Origin of the sequence: Shewanella sp. FJAT-51649 (assembly GCF_019457435.1) — a bacterium.
Taxonomy (GTDB): Bacteria; Pseudomonadota; Gammaproteobacteria; order Enterobacterales; family Shewanellaceae; genus Shewanella; species Shewanella mangrovisoli.
Window position 1 is genome coordinate 2,168,158 of record NZ_CP080411.1, and the last position, 16,161, is coordinate 2,184,318.

The 16,161-nt window shown below is 49.4% G+C and carries 14 protein-coding genes; all 14 read right to left on the minus strand.

From position 1 onward, the window contains the following. Positions 1–11: 11 nt before the first annotated feature. Complete coding sequence (locus tag K0H59_RS09760) at positions 12–3,215, minus strand: YdbH domain-containing protein (RefSeq protein WP_220055386.1); 3,204 nt, start codon at positions 3,213–3,215, stop codon at positions 12–14. Positions 3,216–3,472: 257 nt separating this feature from the next. Further along, positions 3,473–4,660 (minus strand): aromatic amino acid transport family protein, encoded by a 1,188-nt coding sequence (locus tag K0H59_RS09765; protein ID WP_088211260.1) that lies wholly within the window; start codon positions 4,658–4,660, stop codon positions 3,473–3,475. Positions 4,661–5,324: 664 nt separating this feature from the next. Next, on the minus strand, positions 5,325–5,984 hold the full coding sequence (hisIE, locus tag K0H59_RS09770; protein WP_023267317.1) for a bifunctional phosphoribosyl-AMP cyclohydrolase/phosphoribosyl-ATP diphosphatase HisIE: 660 nt from the start codon (positions 5,982–5,984) through the stop codon (positions 5,325–5,327). A gap of 44 nt (positions 5,985–6,028) precedes the next feature. After that, positions 6,029–6,802, minus strand: coding sequence for an imidazole glycerol phosphate synthase subunit HisF (hisF, locus tag K0H59_RS09775; RefSeq protein ID WP_220055387.1), 774 nt, complete (start codon positions 6,800–6,802; stop codon positions 6,029–6,031). Continuing rightward, positions 6,784–7,521 (minus strand): 1-(5-phosphoribosyl)-5-[(5-phosphoribosylamino)methylideneamino]imidazole-4-carboxamide isomerase, encoded by a 738-nt coding sequence (hisA, locus tag K0H59_RS09780; protein ID WP_220055388.1) that lies wholly within the window; start codon positions 7,519–7,521, stop codon positions 6,784–6,786. Before hisA ends, hisF begins: the two co-directional genes overlap by 19 nt. A 132-nt stretch (positions 7,522–7,653) precedes the next feature. Continuing rightward, on the minus strand, positions 7,654–8,304 hold the full coding sequence (hisH, locus tag K0H59_RS09785) for an imidazole glycerol phosphate synthase subunit HisH (RefSeq protein WP_220055389.1): 651 nt from the start codon (positions 8,302–8,304) through the stop codon (positions 7,654–7,656). Positions 8,305–8,451: 147 nt separating this feature from the next. Then, positions 8,452–9,543: a bifunctional histidinol-phosphatase/imidazoleglycerol-phosphate dehydratase HisB gene (gene hisB / locus K0H59_RS09790; protein WP_220055390.1), complete on the minus strand. Its 1,092-nt coding sequence runs from the start codon at positions 9,541–9,543 to the stop codon at positions 8,452–8,454. Between the two features lie 82 nt (positions 9,544–9,625). Beyond that, a complete protein-coding gene (hisC, locus tag K0H59_RS09795; RefSeq protein WP_220055391.1) occupies positions 9,626–10,831 on the minus strand; it encodes a histidinol-phosphate transaminase in 1,206 nt (401 codons plus the stop codon). Positions 10,832–10,899: 68 nt separating this feature from the next. Next, positions 10,900–12,201 (minus strand): histidinol dehydrogenase, encoded by a 1,302-nt coding sequence (gene hisD, locus K0H59_RS09800; RefSeq protein ID WP_220055392.1) that lies wholly within the window; start codon positions 12,199–12,201, stop codon positions 10,900–10,902. 3 nt (positions 12,202–12,204) lie between these two features. Beyond that, positions 12,205–13,104: an ATP phosphoribosyltransferase gene (gene hisG / locus K0H59_RS09805; RefSeq protein ID WP_220055393.1), complete on the minus strand. Its 900-nt coding sequence runs from the start codon at positions 13,102–13,104 to the stop codon at positions 12,205–12,207. Positions 13,105–13,761: 657 nt separating this feature from the next. Further along, positions 13,762–14,589, minus strand: a complete 828-nt coding sequence (locus K0H59_RS09810) for a hypothetical protein (protein WP_220055394.1) — start codon at positions 14,587–14,589, stop codon at positions 13,762–13,764. A gap of 65 nt (positions 14,590–14,654) precedes the next feature. Further along, positions 14,655–14,981 carry a hypothetical protein gene (locus K0H59_RS09815; protein ID WP_220055395.1) on the minus strand — a complete coding sequence of 109 codons (327 nt, stop codon included), beginning with the start codon at positions 14,979–14,981 and terminating at the stop codon, positions 14,655–14,657. Positions 14,982–15,072: 91 nt separating this feature from the next. Further along, positions 15,073–15,516, minus strand: coding sequence for an acyltransferase (locus tag K0H59_RS09820; protein WP_220055396.1), 444 nt, complete (start codon positions 15,514–15,516; stop codon positions 15,073–15,075). Between the two features lie 87 nt (positions 15,517–15,603). Then, positions 15,604–15,945, minus strand: a complete 342-nt coding sequence (locus K0H59_RS09825; protein ID WP_220055397.1) for a hypothetical protein — start codon at positions 15,943–15,945, stop codon at positions 15,604–15,606. Between the last annotated feature and the right edge of the window lie 216 nt (positions 15,946–16,161).

The window sequence follows — 16,161 nt, forward strand, 5'->3', positions numbered from 1 at the left end:
AGGTTTCCTTGTTACTTCACGGATTTTTCGATTCTGTCCTGCAGATCGTTACCAATCTGAAGACTCCTGAATAATTGCAGCATGTTCTCTTCATGAGAGTAATTCAAGTGGATGGGGCGTTCAATCCCTCGGCTGCGGCCTTTGACTTCCACTAATAAGTTGGCATCGCCGGTTTGATCCATATCGAAACTACTGGATAACTGGCTGTATTCTAAATGTTCTAGCGCCGAAAATACAAAATCGAGATAAGGCTGCGATTGGCGCATTTGATCGACCGCAGGATTACCCGAAATGGCGATGAGACCGCCGGGCGCGCGGGCCGCCAGTTGGCCACCGCTGATCGAGACTTTGCCATCGACCAAATCCACGGGTAACACGCCATCGAAAATACCATCGGCATAGATACCAATTTGCGGCTGAATCCGCAGTACTTCTTCAAGGCTCATGCCCTGCAATAATAGATAGGCGTGGGACTTGTCCTGCAATTTTAAATTAAAGTCAGGCAATAAAAACTGACCGCTCAATACTTTGCCCTTAGCAGTCATTGAGACATCGGTATCACTTAAGCCCGTGAGTTGTTGCAGCCAATTGTCGGGTAGCTTTTCGGCATCCTTGGCGAGGACAATATCGGCCTCCACTTCAATGTCGGTCAAGGGGAAGCCGGGATCGAACAAGTTAAAAGTCATCACAGTCTGCGGGCAGTTTAGTCGGCTTAAACTGCTGAAATAGCCTGGCGCTTGCGGCGCCTTATAGGATTGCCCCCATGTGAACTCGCATTGGGCCTGTAATTTCCCGCCTTCAAAGGTCGTGTCTTGATAAAAACCTTCCAGCTCTGTCATCGACTGGGTAATTTGCATGGCAAATTGGGTCTGCTCTGGCTCATGTGTCAGCTTAAATTGTGCCTGTAATTGGTTATGACCAGTCACATTTAACTCAGCGGGCAAGGGCTGGGTTTGATTAAGCAAAGATAGCGCCTCTGTCATGCTGGTATCGACAACCCACTGGCCGGTTAACAACAGGGGTTTGTGAGGCGTGGCGAACTGTAATTGATGGTCGCTTTGCAGCGCAACCGTGCCGACTTGCCACTGTTCATGGCCGTGAAGACGCTGGTTTTGCCAGTTTAATGTCTGCGAGAGCGTTAAATTATCCAGTTTAAGCACAGTCTGTTTACGTGTGCGGCCTTTGGCGCTGAGCTGCTTTTCAATCAAGAGTTGCTGCGCTTGCCAGTTAACTTGGTTAGTCAACTGACTCGATTGAATAGTATTTACAATGGATTGCAGCGACGAGTAATCGAGGGTCATCGGCTTTGATGTCTCAAGGGAAAACGCCTTGAGGCTAATATCGTTGCGACTGCTCTGTATTGCGCTCGCGGCGGTGTTGCCCTCAATATTATCTACCGCTTGGCTTACGCGCAGTTGCGATAAGGCGAGCGAGAGCGGCGGCAGCTTGAAGGCAAACTCGGTCGATTGCGCGCCAGTCGTATCCTTAGTCGCTAACGGGGTTGCACTTGCGGCCAAGGGGGACTTGGCGTTGAGTTGAATACTGCCAAGGCTTAACTGCGTCTGTTTCGTTTGGTGCTCGGCGGCTTGCGCTGTTTGTTGTAGCTGCACATCTTCCAGCGCAAATTGTAGAGTGTCACTTGAGTCACTTGAATCACTCGTCACTGACGCAGTGCTGACTTGCCAATTCAGCCCTTGAGCCGATTGAGCAATACTGACCTGACCCGCCGTTTGCAACATTCCCGCGCCCCAACTGAGATCCTGCGGGGCTGCGTGCCAGAGCTCCCGCAGCGACAGCGGGGTCGTTTGCTTAAGCGCCAGTTGCCAGCGGCTCGCGACATTCCAAGCATCTGGCGTGGGCGTTAACTGGGTCTCTTGTAAGTGAATGCGCGTTTCAAGCTTACTGCCTAGGGTGGTTAACTCTAGTGCGGGCAGCGCTATGGGTTTATGGGTGTTCGCTTGAGATGTCAGTGCATAGTGCAGCGGCGCTGTCATCGAAAAGCCAAGGCCCACAGGCGCCTCGTTGCTTTTCAGCCCCGAGAGCAGGGTAAGGAGCGCTTGAGAGTTTTCATCGCTCAATTGCAGAGACTGATTCAGTGCCGCTAATAGCTGCGTGTGCTGTGCCGCATTCGGCGTAAGCGCAAGGCTAAAGGGCTCAAGGGTGAGGTTAAGTGAGGCAAGTGATCCGCTAAGCTCAAACCCCAAAGCCGGCTGGGGCGCGAGCGTTAAGTCGGCAAAATGGCTTAAGCTGATGTTGGGCTGCTGAATACGGTGGCGGCTTGTGATTTCGCCTGTGGCGAGTGTCATTGCACTCTCAGAACTGAGTTGCCCACTTAATCCTATCCCAAGTTGCTGCCACTGTTGATCCCACAGAGTTAGTTGGCTGAGGATGCTCCCTTGGGTTTGGCGCAGGCCAATTTGATGCAGGTTTTCCAGTAGCGGCGCGATATTAAGTTCGCTCTTCAAGCGCCATTGTTCGTTGCCAAGCGTAGCGGCAAGCTGGACTAACGGCTCACCCTCGGGGCTGCTAAAGGCTGTAGTTAATTCAGCTTGATGATTCAGGCTGAGTGTATCCATCACCAGCTGATAGGCGGGAAGCTCTGCCTGCGGCGCTAATCTGAGCGTGGTTTTACCTATCTCAATTAAGGGTAAGGATTTGATATTTAGTGCCAGCGCCGGTGTTTGTTCATCGGCAATGGTGGGGCTTCGCTCCAGCAGCGATGCGCCTAGTTCAACGTCTATTTCGCCTGTGCTAATGCGCTTGATTTTTTGAGTCAAACTCTCAACTTGGACAAGTTGCTTCAGTTCTTCAAGGCTCTTGGGCCAGTTGAATTCAAGCTGAATATCAAGATTATTTATTACTAAATGCGAGTCATGTACGCGTAGACTCGCAGAGCGAATTTGCCAATGTTCTAAACCCATGGGGCCTAAACGAATATCGCTAAGCTCACCGTCCATGCCGCTTAATGCATAATTTGCGACGCGCAGGATCAGGGCTTCGGTTTGGCTGTTGACAATCCAAATGGTTAGCGCCGCGCCAGCTAAGAGGCCGGCCACAGAGGTGGCAATCAAGCTTTGTTTTAGGCGCTTTTTGAGTGTTGAACCGCGGCGAGGCGCCGCCGAATATGGCGCTGCGGCCGCAGTCGTCTCTTGAGGCATCGCCTGATGCGAGTGCTCGGCAGTCTCCTGATTTGGCGATGTCGGCGTCTTAACCATTGGGTTTTACTGTCATCCTTATCATCAGCGCCTGATTACCGTTCCCCATGGGAGCGTGAGGCGATTTGGGGCTGCCGATGCTCAGCGGCAAGCGGGATTAGCGGCAGTTTAACACTCAAGCCGCTGGCTGACTAATAAAGAACTTGGCAATCTTGCGCGAAGCAAGATTGAGTGCCTGTCATTATTCATCTTGATTTTACAGGCACTTATACGGCTTAAAGTAAAATAGCGTTATCGCGATTGTTTATCCGCGCAGCTTATCCCAAGAGCTGAGCGCCAATCACGGCCACTCCGCAGAGCATAGCTAACAATAAACCGAGCTTCCCTCCCGCGACACGGTAACCCTGAGGCAGGTTTGCCTTATCGCGCGTTTGTCTTTGTACCCACACCATGGTCACGGGTAAAAAAATCGCGAGGATCACGAGGGCGATCGCCGCATAACCGAGGGCGGTTATAAATCCCTGCGGGTAAAAGAGGGCAAAACCCAGAGGTGGCACGAAGGTAATGGCGGCGGTGATACTGCGACCCGCAGCATTATCCTGCTGCCTTAAGTTCGCCGCCATAAAGTCAAACAGACCTAGGCTCACCCCTAAAAAGGAAGTTGCCAGCGCCAGATCGGCAAACACACTGATGGCAGAACTTAAGTATTGGCTGTGCAGTACACTGGCTAACTGATTGATAAAGCCTGAAAGACTCTGATTCGTCATCAGTTGGCTTTGACTGAGTACGCCTTGACTGCCCAGTTGCCACAGCAGGTAAATCAGTAGCGGTAACGCCGAGCCGAGCAGCATGATTTTACGCAGGCTTTTTACCTCAACGCCTAAGTAGCGCACCACGGATGGAATCGAGCCATGAAAACCAAAGGAGGTAAAAATCACTGGAATGGCCGACACGATAAGCCCTTGCTCTAGTGGCAACTCGAGTAAATGTGTGCCTTCGACCTGTGGCAGTAATAGGGCCAGCATTAGGATTAACGCGATGATTTTCAAACTAAAGAGCACGCGATTGATCAAATCGACACAATGGGTGCCTAAGCCGACTATGGTGCCGACTAACAGGGTAAATAAGATGGCGCCGGCCTGTGGCGGCAGATTTAATCCTAACCAAGCATTGAGCTTTTGATTGACTTGCTCGCCGCCACCCGCGATATAGGCGGCGCACAGGGCGTAGAGTAAAAACATGAGGGCAACACTGGCAATCACTTGGCCCTTAGCGCCCAAAAGTGTGCGGGCTAATTGGTTCAGGCTCGCATCGCTCGGGGCAAATTGGTGGATTTCAACCATCAGCAGGGCGGTGTAGGCCATCAGCGCCCAGAGGAGCAACATAATCAGGCTCGATACACCAAAACCGAGTCCTGCTGAGGCGATAGGAAGTGCGAGCATGCCCGCGCCGATGGTGGTGCCTGCAATCAGTAGCAAACTGCCGAAAAATTTATTTTGTGTCATAACTTTACGCTCAAACGTCTTTATTAATGGCTCAACTGTCTCAGATGAGTGCTTTATTGAGGAGCTGTGCAGAGTGGCGCGTGATACTGGGAATTAAAGGGTACGTGATGTACCTGTATTGTGATCGTGGCGCAATCTGCGGATCGTTGGGGATATGGCCACAATGGAAGGTCAGGCGGGTGTGCCTATCTATGCCATTGCGGCTACAGATAGGGATAATAAGCTGTGGTAATACGCATAAAACTCGCCTTTGCTTGGGGTTAATTCGGCACTTAATAACATCGAGTGACTTGAACACATCTAATGGCTTGGTCACATCACATAACGAAGGCAATTCGCCTGTTTTTAAATTTGTCTTAAACGTTAATAAGTTGCGTCAATGCCTCGTGCGGGTTCGAGGACGCAGGCTACGATAGGCAGTTAAGGTGTACTTGTCAACCATTACAACAGTATTTTGCTGATTTTTTGTCAGGGGCCAAGTGTACAATTTGTGTGACGTCGTGCCGTTTTTAGCAGAGGTTAAGAGTAGCAAGGTGGATTATGGAGGCTGAACTTTTGTTGGTTACGGCAAGTGAATAGGCCGTAACTGAATGCAAAATCAAGAGTACTCTGCCGCAGACCAAAAGGAATGCGGCAGAGTGGTGCTTCGAGGTTTGAAAGCGGACTACTTTTGCTGCGCTTTTTGATGGCGGGCAAGCAAGTTGGCGTTAATATCACTTAAGCTTAGTGATTGATCTTCAAGCAAGACTAACAAGTGATACACCAGATCCGATGCCTCGTTAATCAGCTCCTCTTTATCGTGGGTCGCTGCAGCCAAGGCGGTTTCTAATCCTTCTTCACCGACTTTTTGGGCGATGCGCTTAGTGCCACGGGCAAAAAGGGAAGCGGTGTAGCTCGACTCAGGGTTTTGTCCCTTACGCGAGGCGATAAGCTCGGCCAGATTGTTTAAAAACGGGTGGGCATTGCCATCGAGCCAGCAGCTTTCGGTGCCTTTATGGCAGGTTGGGCCATTGGGTAACACCTGCACCAGCAAGCTGTCGTTATCACAGTCTTTATCGATGGCAACCAATTTTAGGGTATGGCCCGAGGTTTCGCCCTTGGTCCATAAACGTTGCTTAGAGCGGCTAAAAAACGTCACATCACCGGTCGCTAGCGTGTGCTGCAGCGCGGCTTTATCCATAAATCCGAGCATTAACACCTTGCCCGATAAGTGATTTTGGATAACCGCAGGGATAAGCCCCTGTTGTTTTTCCCAGTCGAGGCTATTGACCAGTTCTGCACTTGCTGGGCCTTGGCAACAGCTTGAAGTGGTTCCAGTTGTCATATCTGCATACCTTATTATTTGTATCAATCGCTACTGATGTTGAGTTACTGGCGAATGGCGATGCCTTCGGCCGCTAAATACTGTTTTAACTCGCCGATATTGATAATGGCCTTATGGAATACGCTGGCCGCCAGCGCAGCATCCACCTTAGCCTCGATAAACACATCGCGAAAATGCGCCATAGTGCCAGCGCCGCCCGAGGCGATTAAGGGCACGTCGCACAACTGGCGTACTAGGCTTAACTGTTTGATATCATAGCCACCGCGCACGCCATCTTGGTTCATCACATTGAGCACGATTTCGCCGCAGCCGCGTTTTTGTACCTCTTCGACCCAGTCTTGGGTGTACCAAGCGGTTTCTTTGGTGGCGGCTTCGTCGCCGGTAAATTGCTTTACTTTATAACTGTCGCTCGCCGCATCATAAAAAGAGTCTATGCCGATCACTATGCATTGACGGCCAAATTCATCCTGCAGGCGCGAGATTAAACTCGGATCGCTGAGAGCGGGTGAGTTGACCGAAATCTTATCCGCGCCAAAGGCCAATAACTCACGGGCTTGGCCGATGGTTTTAATGCCGCCAGCGACGCAGAAGGGGATGTCGATTTGCTCAGCCACTCGGCTAACCCAAGACTTATCGACCACACGGTCGTGGGCACTGGCGGTGATATCGTAAAACACCAGTTCGTCGGCGCCCTCTGCGGCGTAACGCGACGCGAGTGGTACTATGTCACCAACAATTTCATGGTTACGAAACTGTACGCCCTTGACCACGCAGCCATCTTTCACATCTAAACAGGGGACTATTCGTTTGGCCAGCATTGGATTGCCTCCGCCACATTAAACTGATTGATAAGTAAAGCTTTACCGATAATGATCCCCGCGGCGCCACTGTCTCGGACGGCGGCAAGATCCTCAAGGATGGCAATGCCGCCCGAGGCTTGCCAAGCGATATTGGGATAGCGGCTGGATAGCTCACGGTAGAGTTCAGTATTGGCGCCAGTGAGGGTGCCATCGCGACTGATGTCAGTCACCAGCGCATGTTTAAGTCCCACTTGGCTAAAGTCCTCGACGATAGATTCTAGACTCTTACCGCCACCGCTTTGCCAGCCAGAAACCGCGACGATTTTCTCGCCGTTCTGATTAATATTGACATCCAGTGCGAGGCAAATTGCCTCGCTGCCAAACTTGTTAAACCAGCCTTTGACTAGCTCTGGCTCTTTGACGGCGAGCGAGCCTATCACCACGCGTTTAACCCCAAGGGATAATAACTCGGCGACTTGCTCTTCAGTGCGGATCCCGCCGCCCACTTGAATATTGGCGCTGAGCCCCGCTGTCAGCTTAGCAATCAAAGCCGTTTGGCGTTTAGTGGGTTCTTTGGCGCCAGTTAAATCTACTATATGCAGCCAGTTTGCCCCTTGGTCTTGGTAGGATTGCAACTGGGCCAGAGGGCTTAAATCGAAGGTGGTCTGCTGCCCATAATCCCCTTGGTAGAGCCTAACTACCTTGCCATCAATTAAATCAATTGCTGGAATAATCATCTGTTGTCCTTAATTCTTTTGGCGTATTTGCTGCCGCGCTTTATTGCTGAATGTTGTGGCTGAAAAAAGCTGGCTCAGCCAAACTTAGCTCCCCAACACTTAGCTCAGTCAAAAGCTAATAAGCGATTGCATTTACTGCATTTTTAAAAAGTTACCTAGGATTTGTGCACCCACGGCGGCGCTCTTCTCGGGGTGAAATTGCACGCCCATAAAGTTGTCTTTACCGATGGCGGCGCTAAAGTCCTCACCATAACGGCATTGTGCCAAGGTGTAGTCGCTTAATGGCGCGCGGTAGCTGTGCACAAAATACACGTAACTGCCGGCCGGAACACCGGCAAACAGCGGGTGAACCTGAGACGGATTGCTAAAGGTCAGTTGGTTCCAACCCATGTGCGGCAGAGGTAAACTTTCGCCCTTAAGTGCTTGACGGTCTAATTCGTCAATCTCGGTAGGAATAATGCCTAAGCATTGGCAATCCAGCGCTTGGCCGCCGCGTTCTTTAGAGAGCAGAGTGAGCATTTGCATCCCTAAACAGACGCCCAGCACGGGTTGAGTTAACCCTTGGATTAATTCGACTAAGGCTTTTTCCGTTAACGAAGCCATCGCGGCGCCAGCGCTGCCGACACCTGGCAGTACCACACGTTTGGCGGCTTTAATGCTGGCCTTGTCATCGGTGACTAACACTTTAGCGCCGAGGCGCTCAAAGGCGAAACGGACCGAGCTTAAGTTGGCGCAACCTGTGTCTATGATGACAACATCAAATTCATCTATGTTTGCTGACATTGGGTTTTCCTATTGATGGGTCAGTGGGGGTAGTGGCTTGTCGCCGCATCCTTAGAACTGCCCCTCGTTAAAATCATCAGGCTTTGTGTTATTTGCTAATCAACCTGCATCAAGTCATTACACACCTAACTCAGGTTTAGCACGGTGTTAGAGCACGCCTTTACTCGATGGCAACACATCGCCTTCAACTTTGACAGCCTGACGTAGCGCGCGACCAAGTACTTTAAATAGTGCTTCGACCTTGTGGTGATCGTTGTCTCCTTCGGCGGCCACATGCAGGGTGCAGCGTAGGCCATCGGCAAAGGAGCGGAAAAAGTGCGGCACCATTTCGGTGGCCATTTCACCGACTTTTTCCCGTTCAAATTGGGCGGCGAATTTAATAAAAGGCCTGCCGGAGAGATCCAGTAAGCATTCGCCCTTGGCCTCATCCATCGGCAAACTAAAACCAAAGCGGGCGATACCGCGTTTATCGCCCAGTGCTTGGCGCAGTGCATCCCCAATCGCTAATGCCGTGTCTTCAACGCTGTGGTGATCGTCTATCTCAAGATCGCCATCGACATTCACCTCCATTTTGAAGTTTCCGTGGGTGGCGATTTGATCCAGCATATGGTCGAAGAAACCAATGCCGGTGTTGATGGCACCTTTGCTGGCATTGTCGAGATCGACAGTCACGCGAATATCGGTTTCCTTGGTGGTGCGTACCACAGTCGCGGTGCGGCCCTTGTTGAGTAAGGCATCGGAAATCGCGTCCCAGCCTAGGCTGCCACGCTGATATTGAAAGCTTTTAATCCCCATGGCATTGCCCAATTCCACATCTGTATGTCTGTCACCAATCACGGCGGACTGGGTAAAATCGATGGTGCCTTGGGTCAAAAAGTCTTTTACCAGCCCTAGTTTAGGTTTACGGCAGCTGCAGTTTTCATCGTTAAAGTGCGGGCAGATGAGTACATCTTCAAATTTAACCCCTTGGCTAGAAAGGATTTGCATCATCATATTGTGCGGCGCATCGAAATCTTCCTGCGGGAAGGAAGGGGTACCGAGTCCGTCCTGATTGCTAACCATCACCAAACGAAAACCGGCTTTTTGCAGGCGCAGTAAGGCGGGGATCACTTGGGGCTCGAATACCAGTTTGGCGAGGCTATCGACTTGTTTGTCGGTGATGGGCTCTTCAATCAAGGTGCCATCACGGTCGATAAAGAGTATTTTCTGGGCGACATTTGGGGTAAATACTGGGTTCATGCTGCTACCTTTCAATTCAGTTTATTATCTTTATAAAATCAGTTTATTAGGCCAATGCTGCGACAAGACTTGCGCTAAATGCTCATAGCTTTTGCGATTCAAAGAGTGACACTAAGCGGTCGGTGTCAGCCTGAGAACTAAAGCTAAAACGAATGGCTTTAGCCAGCCTTGGATCCTTATAGGCCCGCGCGACAATGCCATTATCGATAAGTAGCTGTGCCACTTTGGTTACGTCGTCAAATTCGGCGAGCACATAGTTGCCATTGGGTGTTAGCACGGCGCCGCCCCATTGCTCGCAGTACAAATTCAGCGCCGCCGCGAGTCGCTCGCCCTGCGCATTGAGCTCTTTGACTTGGGTTTTCATCCGCGCAATCCCGGCAGGTGATAGCGCTTGCACGGCCACTTCACTCACCGGCAGTGGCACGGGATAGGGTGCAATGACCCGCATGATGATTTCGATAATTTCTTCATTGGCGAGCAAAAAGCCGCAGCGCGCGCCTGCTAAGGCAAAGGCCTTTGAAAGGGTGCGCAGCACCACAAGGTTTGGGTAAGTCTCGAGTAAATCCGCAACGCTATATTCTGGGCAAAACTCGATATAAGCCTCATCGACGACAACAATGGCATCGGGTAGGGCTTGGATGGCTTGCTCTATGCACGCCTTGTCAATCACAGTGCCGGTTGGGTTATTGGGATTGCAGATAAACACTAACTTAGCGTCGCGTGCGGCTGTCGCAAAGTCGGCTGGGAGACCGTACTCAGCCGTTAAGCTTAATGCCTTAACGCCCACATTAAAGGTTTGCGCGCTAATGGCGTACATGCCGTAAGTGGGCCCAAAGGTCGCAATGGAATCGATGCTAGGGATACAAAAGGCACGAATAAGCAGTTCGATGGCCTCATCGGCACCGCGACTGGCGACAATTTTACTCTCCACTACACCACTATATTGGCTGTAGGCATTGATCAACGCGGGCGGTTGGCACTCGGGGTAACGATTTAACTTAGATAAATCGAGTTCGGCAACCGCCACATTATTGAAGGGCGATTCGTTAGCGTTGATCCAAATATCCCCACGACCACCCAGCCTGCGAGCACTTTGGTAAGGCGTTAACTCGAGCAGTTCGGGCCGAGCAAGACGTGCGGCAAGGGTTGTTGGCTCGATGTTTGTGGTATCCAGAGTATTGTTATCGAGAGTATTGTTGGCGCAATTGGCGCTCGGAATCTTTGTCACAGGCACATTGCTCGTCGGTGCAGGGCTCGTTGGTGCTTGGCTAGTTGGCACTTGGCTCATCCTATTCATCCTAAGTCTTGCTATGGCGTTAATTAAGCGTACTGTTGATTGTGCGTTACTTATTTTCATCAGTCCTTAAGACTGGCTAAGCGTATCGCGACTGCATTTTTATGGGCATCGAGTAACTCATTGCTGGCAAGAGTCATCACCGCTTGCCCTAGTCCGAGCAGGCCCTTAGCACTGAGCTCTTGCACCGTAAAGCGGCGGCTAAAGTCTGCTAAGGAGAGGCTAGATACCGCGCGGCTGTAACCGTAAGTCGGCAACACATGGTTAGTCCCACTGGCGTAATCCCCAACGGATTCAGGTGTATAGGCGCCTAAAAACACTGAGCCTGCGGCGCGAATATGATTTAGCACATCCCGTGGGAAGCGGGTTTGAATAATTAAGTGTTCGGGCCCATAGCGATTCGACACGAGCGCCGCTTCTTGCATATCTTTGACCAAAATGGTCCGGCTGCCTTTTAGGGCGGTCGCGGCAATCTCTTGGCGCGGCAGGGCGGCCAGTTGCGATTCGAGTGCTTGATTGACAGCTTGTGCTAATAGCTCCGAGTCCGTGACTAAAATGACCTGCGAATCTGGACCGTGCTCCGCTTGCGAGAGTAAATCCGCGGCAATAAACTGCGCATTGGCATCGCTATCGGCAATCACCAACACCTCGGAAGGCCCCGCAGGCATATCGATAGACACAGTGCAGCGTCCATCTTGGGAGACCAAGCGTTTGGCCTCGGTGACATAACGATTACCCGGACCAAAAATTTTATCGACGCTGGGAATCGTTTCAGTACCAAAAGCTAGTGCGGCAATGGCCTGTGCGCCGCCCACTTGATAGATTTCGGTGATCCCACAGGCGTTTGCCGCATACACAATCGCATCGTTAATCGGTGGTGGACTCACCAATACGCGTTTTTCGCAGCCGGCAATTTTGGCGGGCAGGGCCAACATCATCACGGTCGAAATAAGAGGCGCGCTGCCGCCGGGAATATATAAACCGACTTTTTCAATCGGTTCGCTACGAAGCTCGCAGCGAACACCCGCTTGGGTTTCAATGTCTATGGGGCGAAATTGCTGCGCGCTGTGGAACACATCAATATTGGCCATCGCTTGGGCAATGGCGGCTTTAAGTTCGGGTGATACCCGTGCGCTGGCGGCGCTAATCTCGCTTTCACTTAAGCGCAGACTGTCGATATTGGCGCTATTAAAACCATCAAACTTTTGATTAAACTCTTTCAGCGCCGCATCGCCACGGCTAGCAACGGCATCGACAATCGCCCGAACACTTTGTTCTAAGCCGCTGTCACCGATTAAAGGTGAGCGTTGGAGCGCGGCTTGTTGTTCATCGGTGGATAAGGCTGCCCAAGTCAAAATATCCATAGATCACCCCATCATTTTTTCAATTGGCATTACGAGGATAGAGCTGGCGCCGAGTGCGGTGAGCTCTTCCATGGTATCCCAGAATAAATCTTCAGTACTGACGGCGTGGATGGCCACTCGATTAGTATCGTCGTTTAATGGCAGCACCGTTGGGTTTTCGGCACCGGGTAGCAGGGCGACAATTTGATCTAAGGTTTCTGTGGGTGCGTGTAGCAAAATATATTTACTTTCACGGGCGCGGATCACGCCGTTTACGCGGGATAAAATTCTGTCGATTAGCGCTTGTTTGCTCGGCGTTTGGGTTTGGGTCGATTGGATAACACAGGCCATGGAGCGGTAGATGACTTCGGTCTCGTATAAACCGTTGGCCTCAAGGGTGGCACCAGTGGAGACTAAGTCACAAATGCCATCGGCAAGTCCTGCACGCGGCGCGACTTCAACCGAGCCTTTCAACATACAGTCGCGATAACTTATGCCTTTTTGTTGCATAAAACGGCGCAGCAGGTTGGGGTAGGAGGTGGCAATTCTCAAGCCTTCCAAGGATGAGGCATCGGCATAGCTAAATTCGCTTGGTACGGCTAATGACAGGCGGCAGGCACCAAAATCCAGTTGGCGCAACTTCACAAACTCGGCGGGTTTGTTTAAGGTTTGGCGCTCGATTTGCTCTTCTTCAAGCACATTCTCACCAATAATGCCTAAATCGACCACGCCATCCATCACCAGTCCTGGAATATCATCGTCACGCACTCTGAGTAAATCGATGGGCATGTTGTCTGCGTGTGCGATAAGGCGTTGTTCATTAATGGAAAACTTAACGCCGCAGCTCTTGAGTAATTGCTGAGAGTCGGTGGATAAACGGCCAGATTTTTGGATGGCGATGCGTAAACGGTTTGATTCAGTCATAGTCTTGTCTCGCTCAAAGTTAACAAATTCAAAATGATATTCTTTTGTCGCATGGTTTAACTGGTCTCTATGTTTTGCCGGTGTTTATCTAGCTAACATATTGAAATTACATACTAAACATGAGTTAAGTTGTAAGTTAAAAAGCCTAAAAGCAAAAACCCCCGGAATTCCTTCCAGGGGTTAGTGATCATCTTTGAATCAGTCCGCCAGAAGGATACAGTCCTCCGGCAGTGAGCGTCCGAAGGCTACCGCATATGGTGGTGATGATGGTGGATAGCGTTCAGTAATGGGCTCATATGACTCTCTATACTCTGTATTCTGTTGAATTCGGTGTTGGTGGATACTTATCCATCGAACGTTTTTTTAAGCTAACCGCTTTCTGTGCCGTTTGCAACAGCTAATTTTAACTAAATAAGAATATTTATGCGTTTTGTGAAAATGTTTCATCTTGGTGGTCGCAGGACGATAATCTGCTTATCGCAAGGAGGGGCGAATACTTGAGGTTTCCTAGAGGATGGCACAAAGCCGCCTGTGCGTTTAGACAAATTCGGCTGGCGGTAAGTATGGTAAATCTTGTCTAGCAGTATTCTCTAGACAGGCGATAGTGGCTAAGTGTCAGTCACAGCGCTAATACTGAATTAGCGCGTGACATCCCTTTTACCGTATTAAATATTCTCCAAACAGGTAATCAACTGCCTGTTGGCAATATTTGTCTTCACCACGCCAATATTCGGCAAATACCCAGTCATTTTTGCCTCGGCGTTGTCTATCAAAACAACGGGGTTTTATGACTCCCAGACTGGCTAATATCTCGATTAATATTTGCCGCTCAGCTTTACTCGATTTAATTACACTCGCTAATCTTTTCTCCAGTGAGCTGGGATAATCGCTCGGCTCTGACGTTTCGATAATCGTTAATATTGCCCTAAAACTGGCAATATCATCTGACGTCGGCTCTGGAATATCGGCATTAATAAATTGGCTTAAATCAAAATAGGTATACAAAATATCCCCATGGCGCACGCCGCCCCATTTTATACGCTCGAAATTGAATACGTTAATATCCGCCTCGATATAGGATTCACTTCCTCGGATGCCATATTGACTGTCTCGGCAAATGCCACAGGTATAGGAGTGTGCCGTTGGTTTGCCATCCGTATAGGAAGTGCCTGAAATGACAGGCGTATATTGATGTGATGGGATTTTTTGGGCGATCGCATAGGATGCAAGGGATGAGCGCCAATCCAATCGCCTAGAGGTTAGACTACTTAAAAATCCTTTTGTTACTTGTGCTTGCGATATGTCTTTAACCAGCGCCGTGATGGCAAGGATGCATTCATCGTGGGAGATAGTTAAAGGATCAAACATTAATCCTTTCGATTTGGCATAGCTAAAATCGGACTCGGAGAGACTTCTATTTTTTACGTCAATCCAACCATTCTTCCAATAGGTGGAGAATAAAATCCTTTTTGCTTTTTTATCCATAGCTGATTCTTTATTATCTTTTAATAATTGGGTTTAATTTATCTTATAAAACTTAATTAAAGCGGTTAGCTCTCTAAATTCATATAAGCATCGTTTTGATAGTAATAACTGACTGCATGAATTATGTCATGTAAGCTGGCATTAGGCAGCTGTTGCACTAAATTAGCCTTGATACTTTGTAAGTCCGCAATGCTTAAAAAGTATTGATAACCTTGGATTTGCGGGTAGAGAGGCTCATCCTGTTGGTCGCGCTCCTCTTCAAGTTCATCGTCAATGATTAACATCGTCATTGTGGGGTTCAATGGTTGCTCTAAGGTTTTATACACATCCAAGTGCCACGAAAAAGAACCGAGTTGGGATAATAGGGTTTCCAAGGTTAATGTTAATCGCATGACATATCCTTTTGTGCGAGCATCATTTACATCATTATGGCGAGTTAATTAAGGCGAGGTAATTAAACCGACAGAATTAGGCTTAAGGCCTCTACAGACTCAGTATGAACTCGGTTGACGCAAACGATGAGAAAATAAACAGTAAATTAATCAAGGCCCGCATAATCCAAGGCAATGCACCGTAGGACAGACCATATTTATTTGAGGCAATTACGATAACTCCCATGATGCCAAACCAAGGTGTAAAAAAGAACATGGCTCGCCATTTAACCAGAGCAACGGCGAGATCATGCAGCGCACCACTGACTAAAAAGGTGAGCAAGACGGCAAGCCACATTGGCATAAACTGACTGAGAGGGCGCATGACATTACGAGATAAATAATATCCCCAAATCGGATTCCAATAATGCCAAAAAATGGGGAATGACTTAGCGCCAAGGGACCGGGATAGCATATTCCTCATCGAGTGATTGGCACCCAGTGGCACACCATTTCGCTTTTTCACATATTGTGACAAAGATAATGTCGTTTGCATGGTTAACCTCTATGCTCCACGCTTACCTTCATAGTGAGTGATCTGCAGTCTGTTTTGCTGTCTAAAGTGTAAGGTTATCAATATTCATTAGAGCACGGCATCTGGCAAGCAGTAAGTTAGGCTTTTATCTGCCATAGCATAACAGGTTTGGTCGCGCTTTTCGGGGGACTGCCTAATAAACATACCTTGCTTGCCATTAACATGAATTAGCTGCGATTGATTATCCTGCCTCATAAAAATGGTACCGCCATTTTCGAGCGAAACATCAACTATATATTCGTTCATATTGGCGCAAATCGCGATTTCACAGGATTCAGAACGCTCTTCCTGCCCATCAATAACGAGGCATTGCGAAGTAACTTCATCACAACCTGCCCATGACGCGTGGCTAAAAGCCAACAATAGTAAAAAACCAGAAGGGTATTTCATTGAATTATCCTGTCGCGTTAAACGTTCATCCGTGGCTGATGAGCGCCAATCTTTTAAAGTGTATTGTCGACTGGTCGCCAAATTTCGCAATATTCTCGCATATAACTATGTTCGTGTTGAATTCGGCGCAGGACTGAAACTATTGGTATTATTAGGCGGGCTTAATTACACTGCGGCGACGGAATCAGGCTCTATAACGCTTGCTGACAAATTTAC

What these genes read in the sequence shown, in the direction of transcription:
- K0H59_RS09760 (WP_220055386.1), bottom strand. Translation starts at nt 3,215, where the DNA reads ATGGTTAAGACGCCGACATCGCCAAATCAGGAGACTGCCGAGCACTCG.
- K0H59_RS09765 (WP_088211260.1), bottom strand. Translation starts at nt 4,660, where the DNA reads ATGACACAAAATAAATTTTTCGGCAGTTTGCTACTGATTGCAGGCACC.
- hisIE (WP_023267317.1), bottom strand. Translation starts at nt 5,984, where the DNA reads ATGACAACTGGAACCACTTCAAGCTGTTGCCAAGGCCCAGCAAGTGCA.
- hisF (WP_220055387.1), bottom strand. Translation starts at nt 6,802, where the DNA reads ATGCTGGCCAAACGAATAGTCCCCTGTTTAGATGTGAAAGATGGCTGC.
- hisA (WP_220055388.1), bottom strand. Translation starts at nt 7,521, where the DNA reads ATGATTATTCCAGCAATTGATTTAATTGATGGCAAGGTAGTTAGGCTC.
- hisH (WP_220055389.1), bottom strand. Translation starts at nt 8,304, where the DNA reads ATGTCAGCAAACATAGATGAATTTGATGTTGTCATCATAGACACAGGT.
- hisB (WP_220055390.1), bottom strand. Translation starts at nt 9,543, where the DNA reads ATGAACCCAGTATTTACCCCAAATGTCGCCCAGAAAATACTCTTTATC.
- hisC (WP_220055391.1), bottom strand. Translation starts at nt 10,831, where the DNA reads ATGAGCCAAGTGCCAACTAGCCAAGCACCAACGAGCCCTGCACCGACG.
- hisD (WP_220055392.1), bottom strand. Translation starts at nt 12,201, where the DNA reads ATGGATATTTTGACTTGGGCAGCCTTATCCACCGATGAACAACAAGCC.
- hisG (WP_220055393.1), bottom strand. Translation starts at nt 13,104, where the DNA reads ATGACTGAATCAAACCGTTTACGCATCGCCATCCAAAAATCTGGCCGT.
- K0H59_RS09810 (WP_220055394.1), bottom strand. Translation starts at nt 14,589, where the DNA reads ATGGATAAAAAAGCAAAAAGGATTTTATTCTCCACCTATTGGAAGAAT.
- K0H59_RS09815 (WP_220055395.1), bottom strand. Translation starts at nt 14,981, where the DNA reads ATGCGATTAACATTAACCTTGGAAACCCTATTATCCCAACTCGGTTCT.
- K0H59_RS09820 (WP_220055396.1), bottom strand. Translation starts at nt 15,516, where the DNA reads ATGCAAACGACATTATCTTTGTCACAATATGTGAAAAAGCGAAATGGT.
- K0H59_RS09825 (WP_220055397.1), bottom strand. Translation starts at nt 15,945, where the DNA reads ATGAAATACCCTTCTGGTTTTTTACTATTGTTGGCTTTTAGCCACGCG.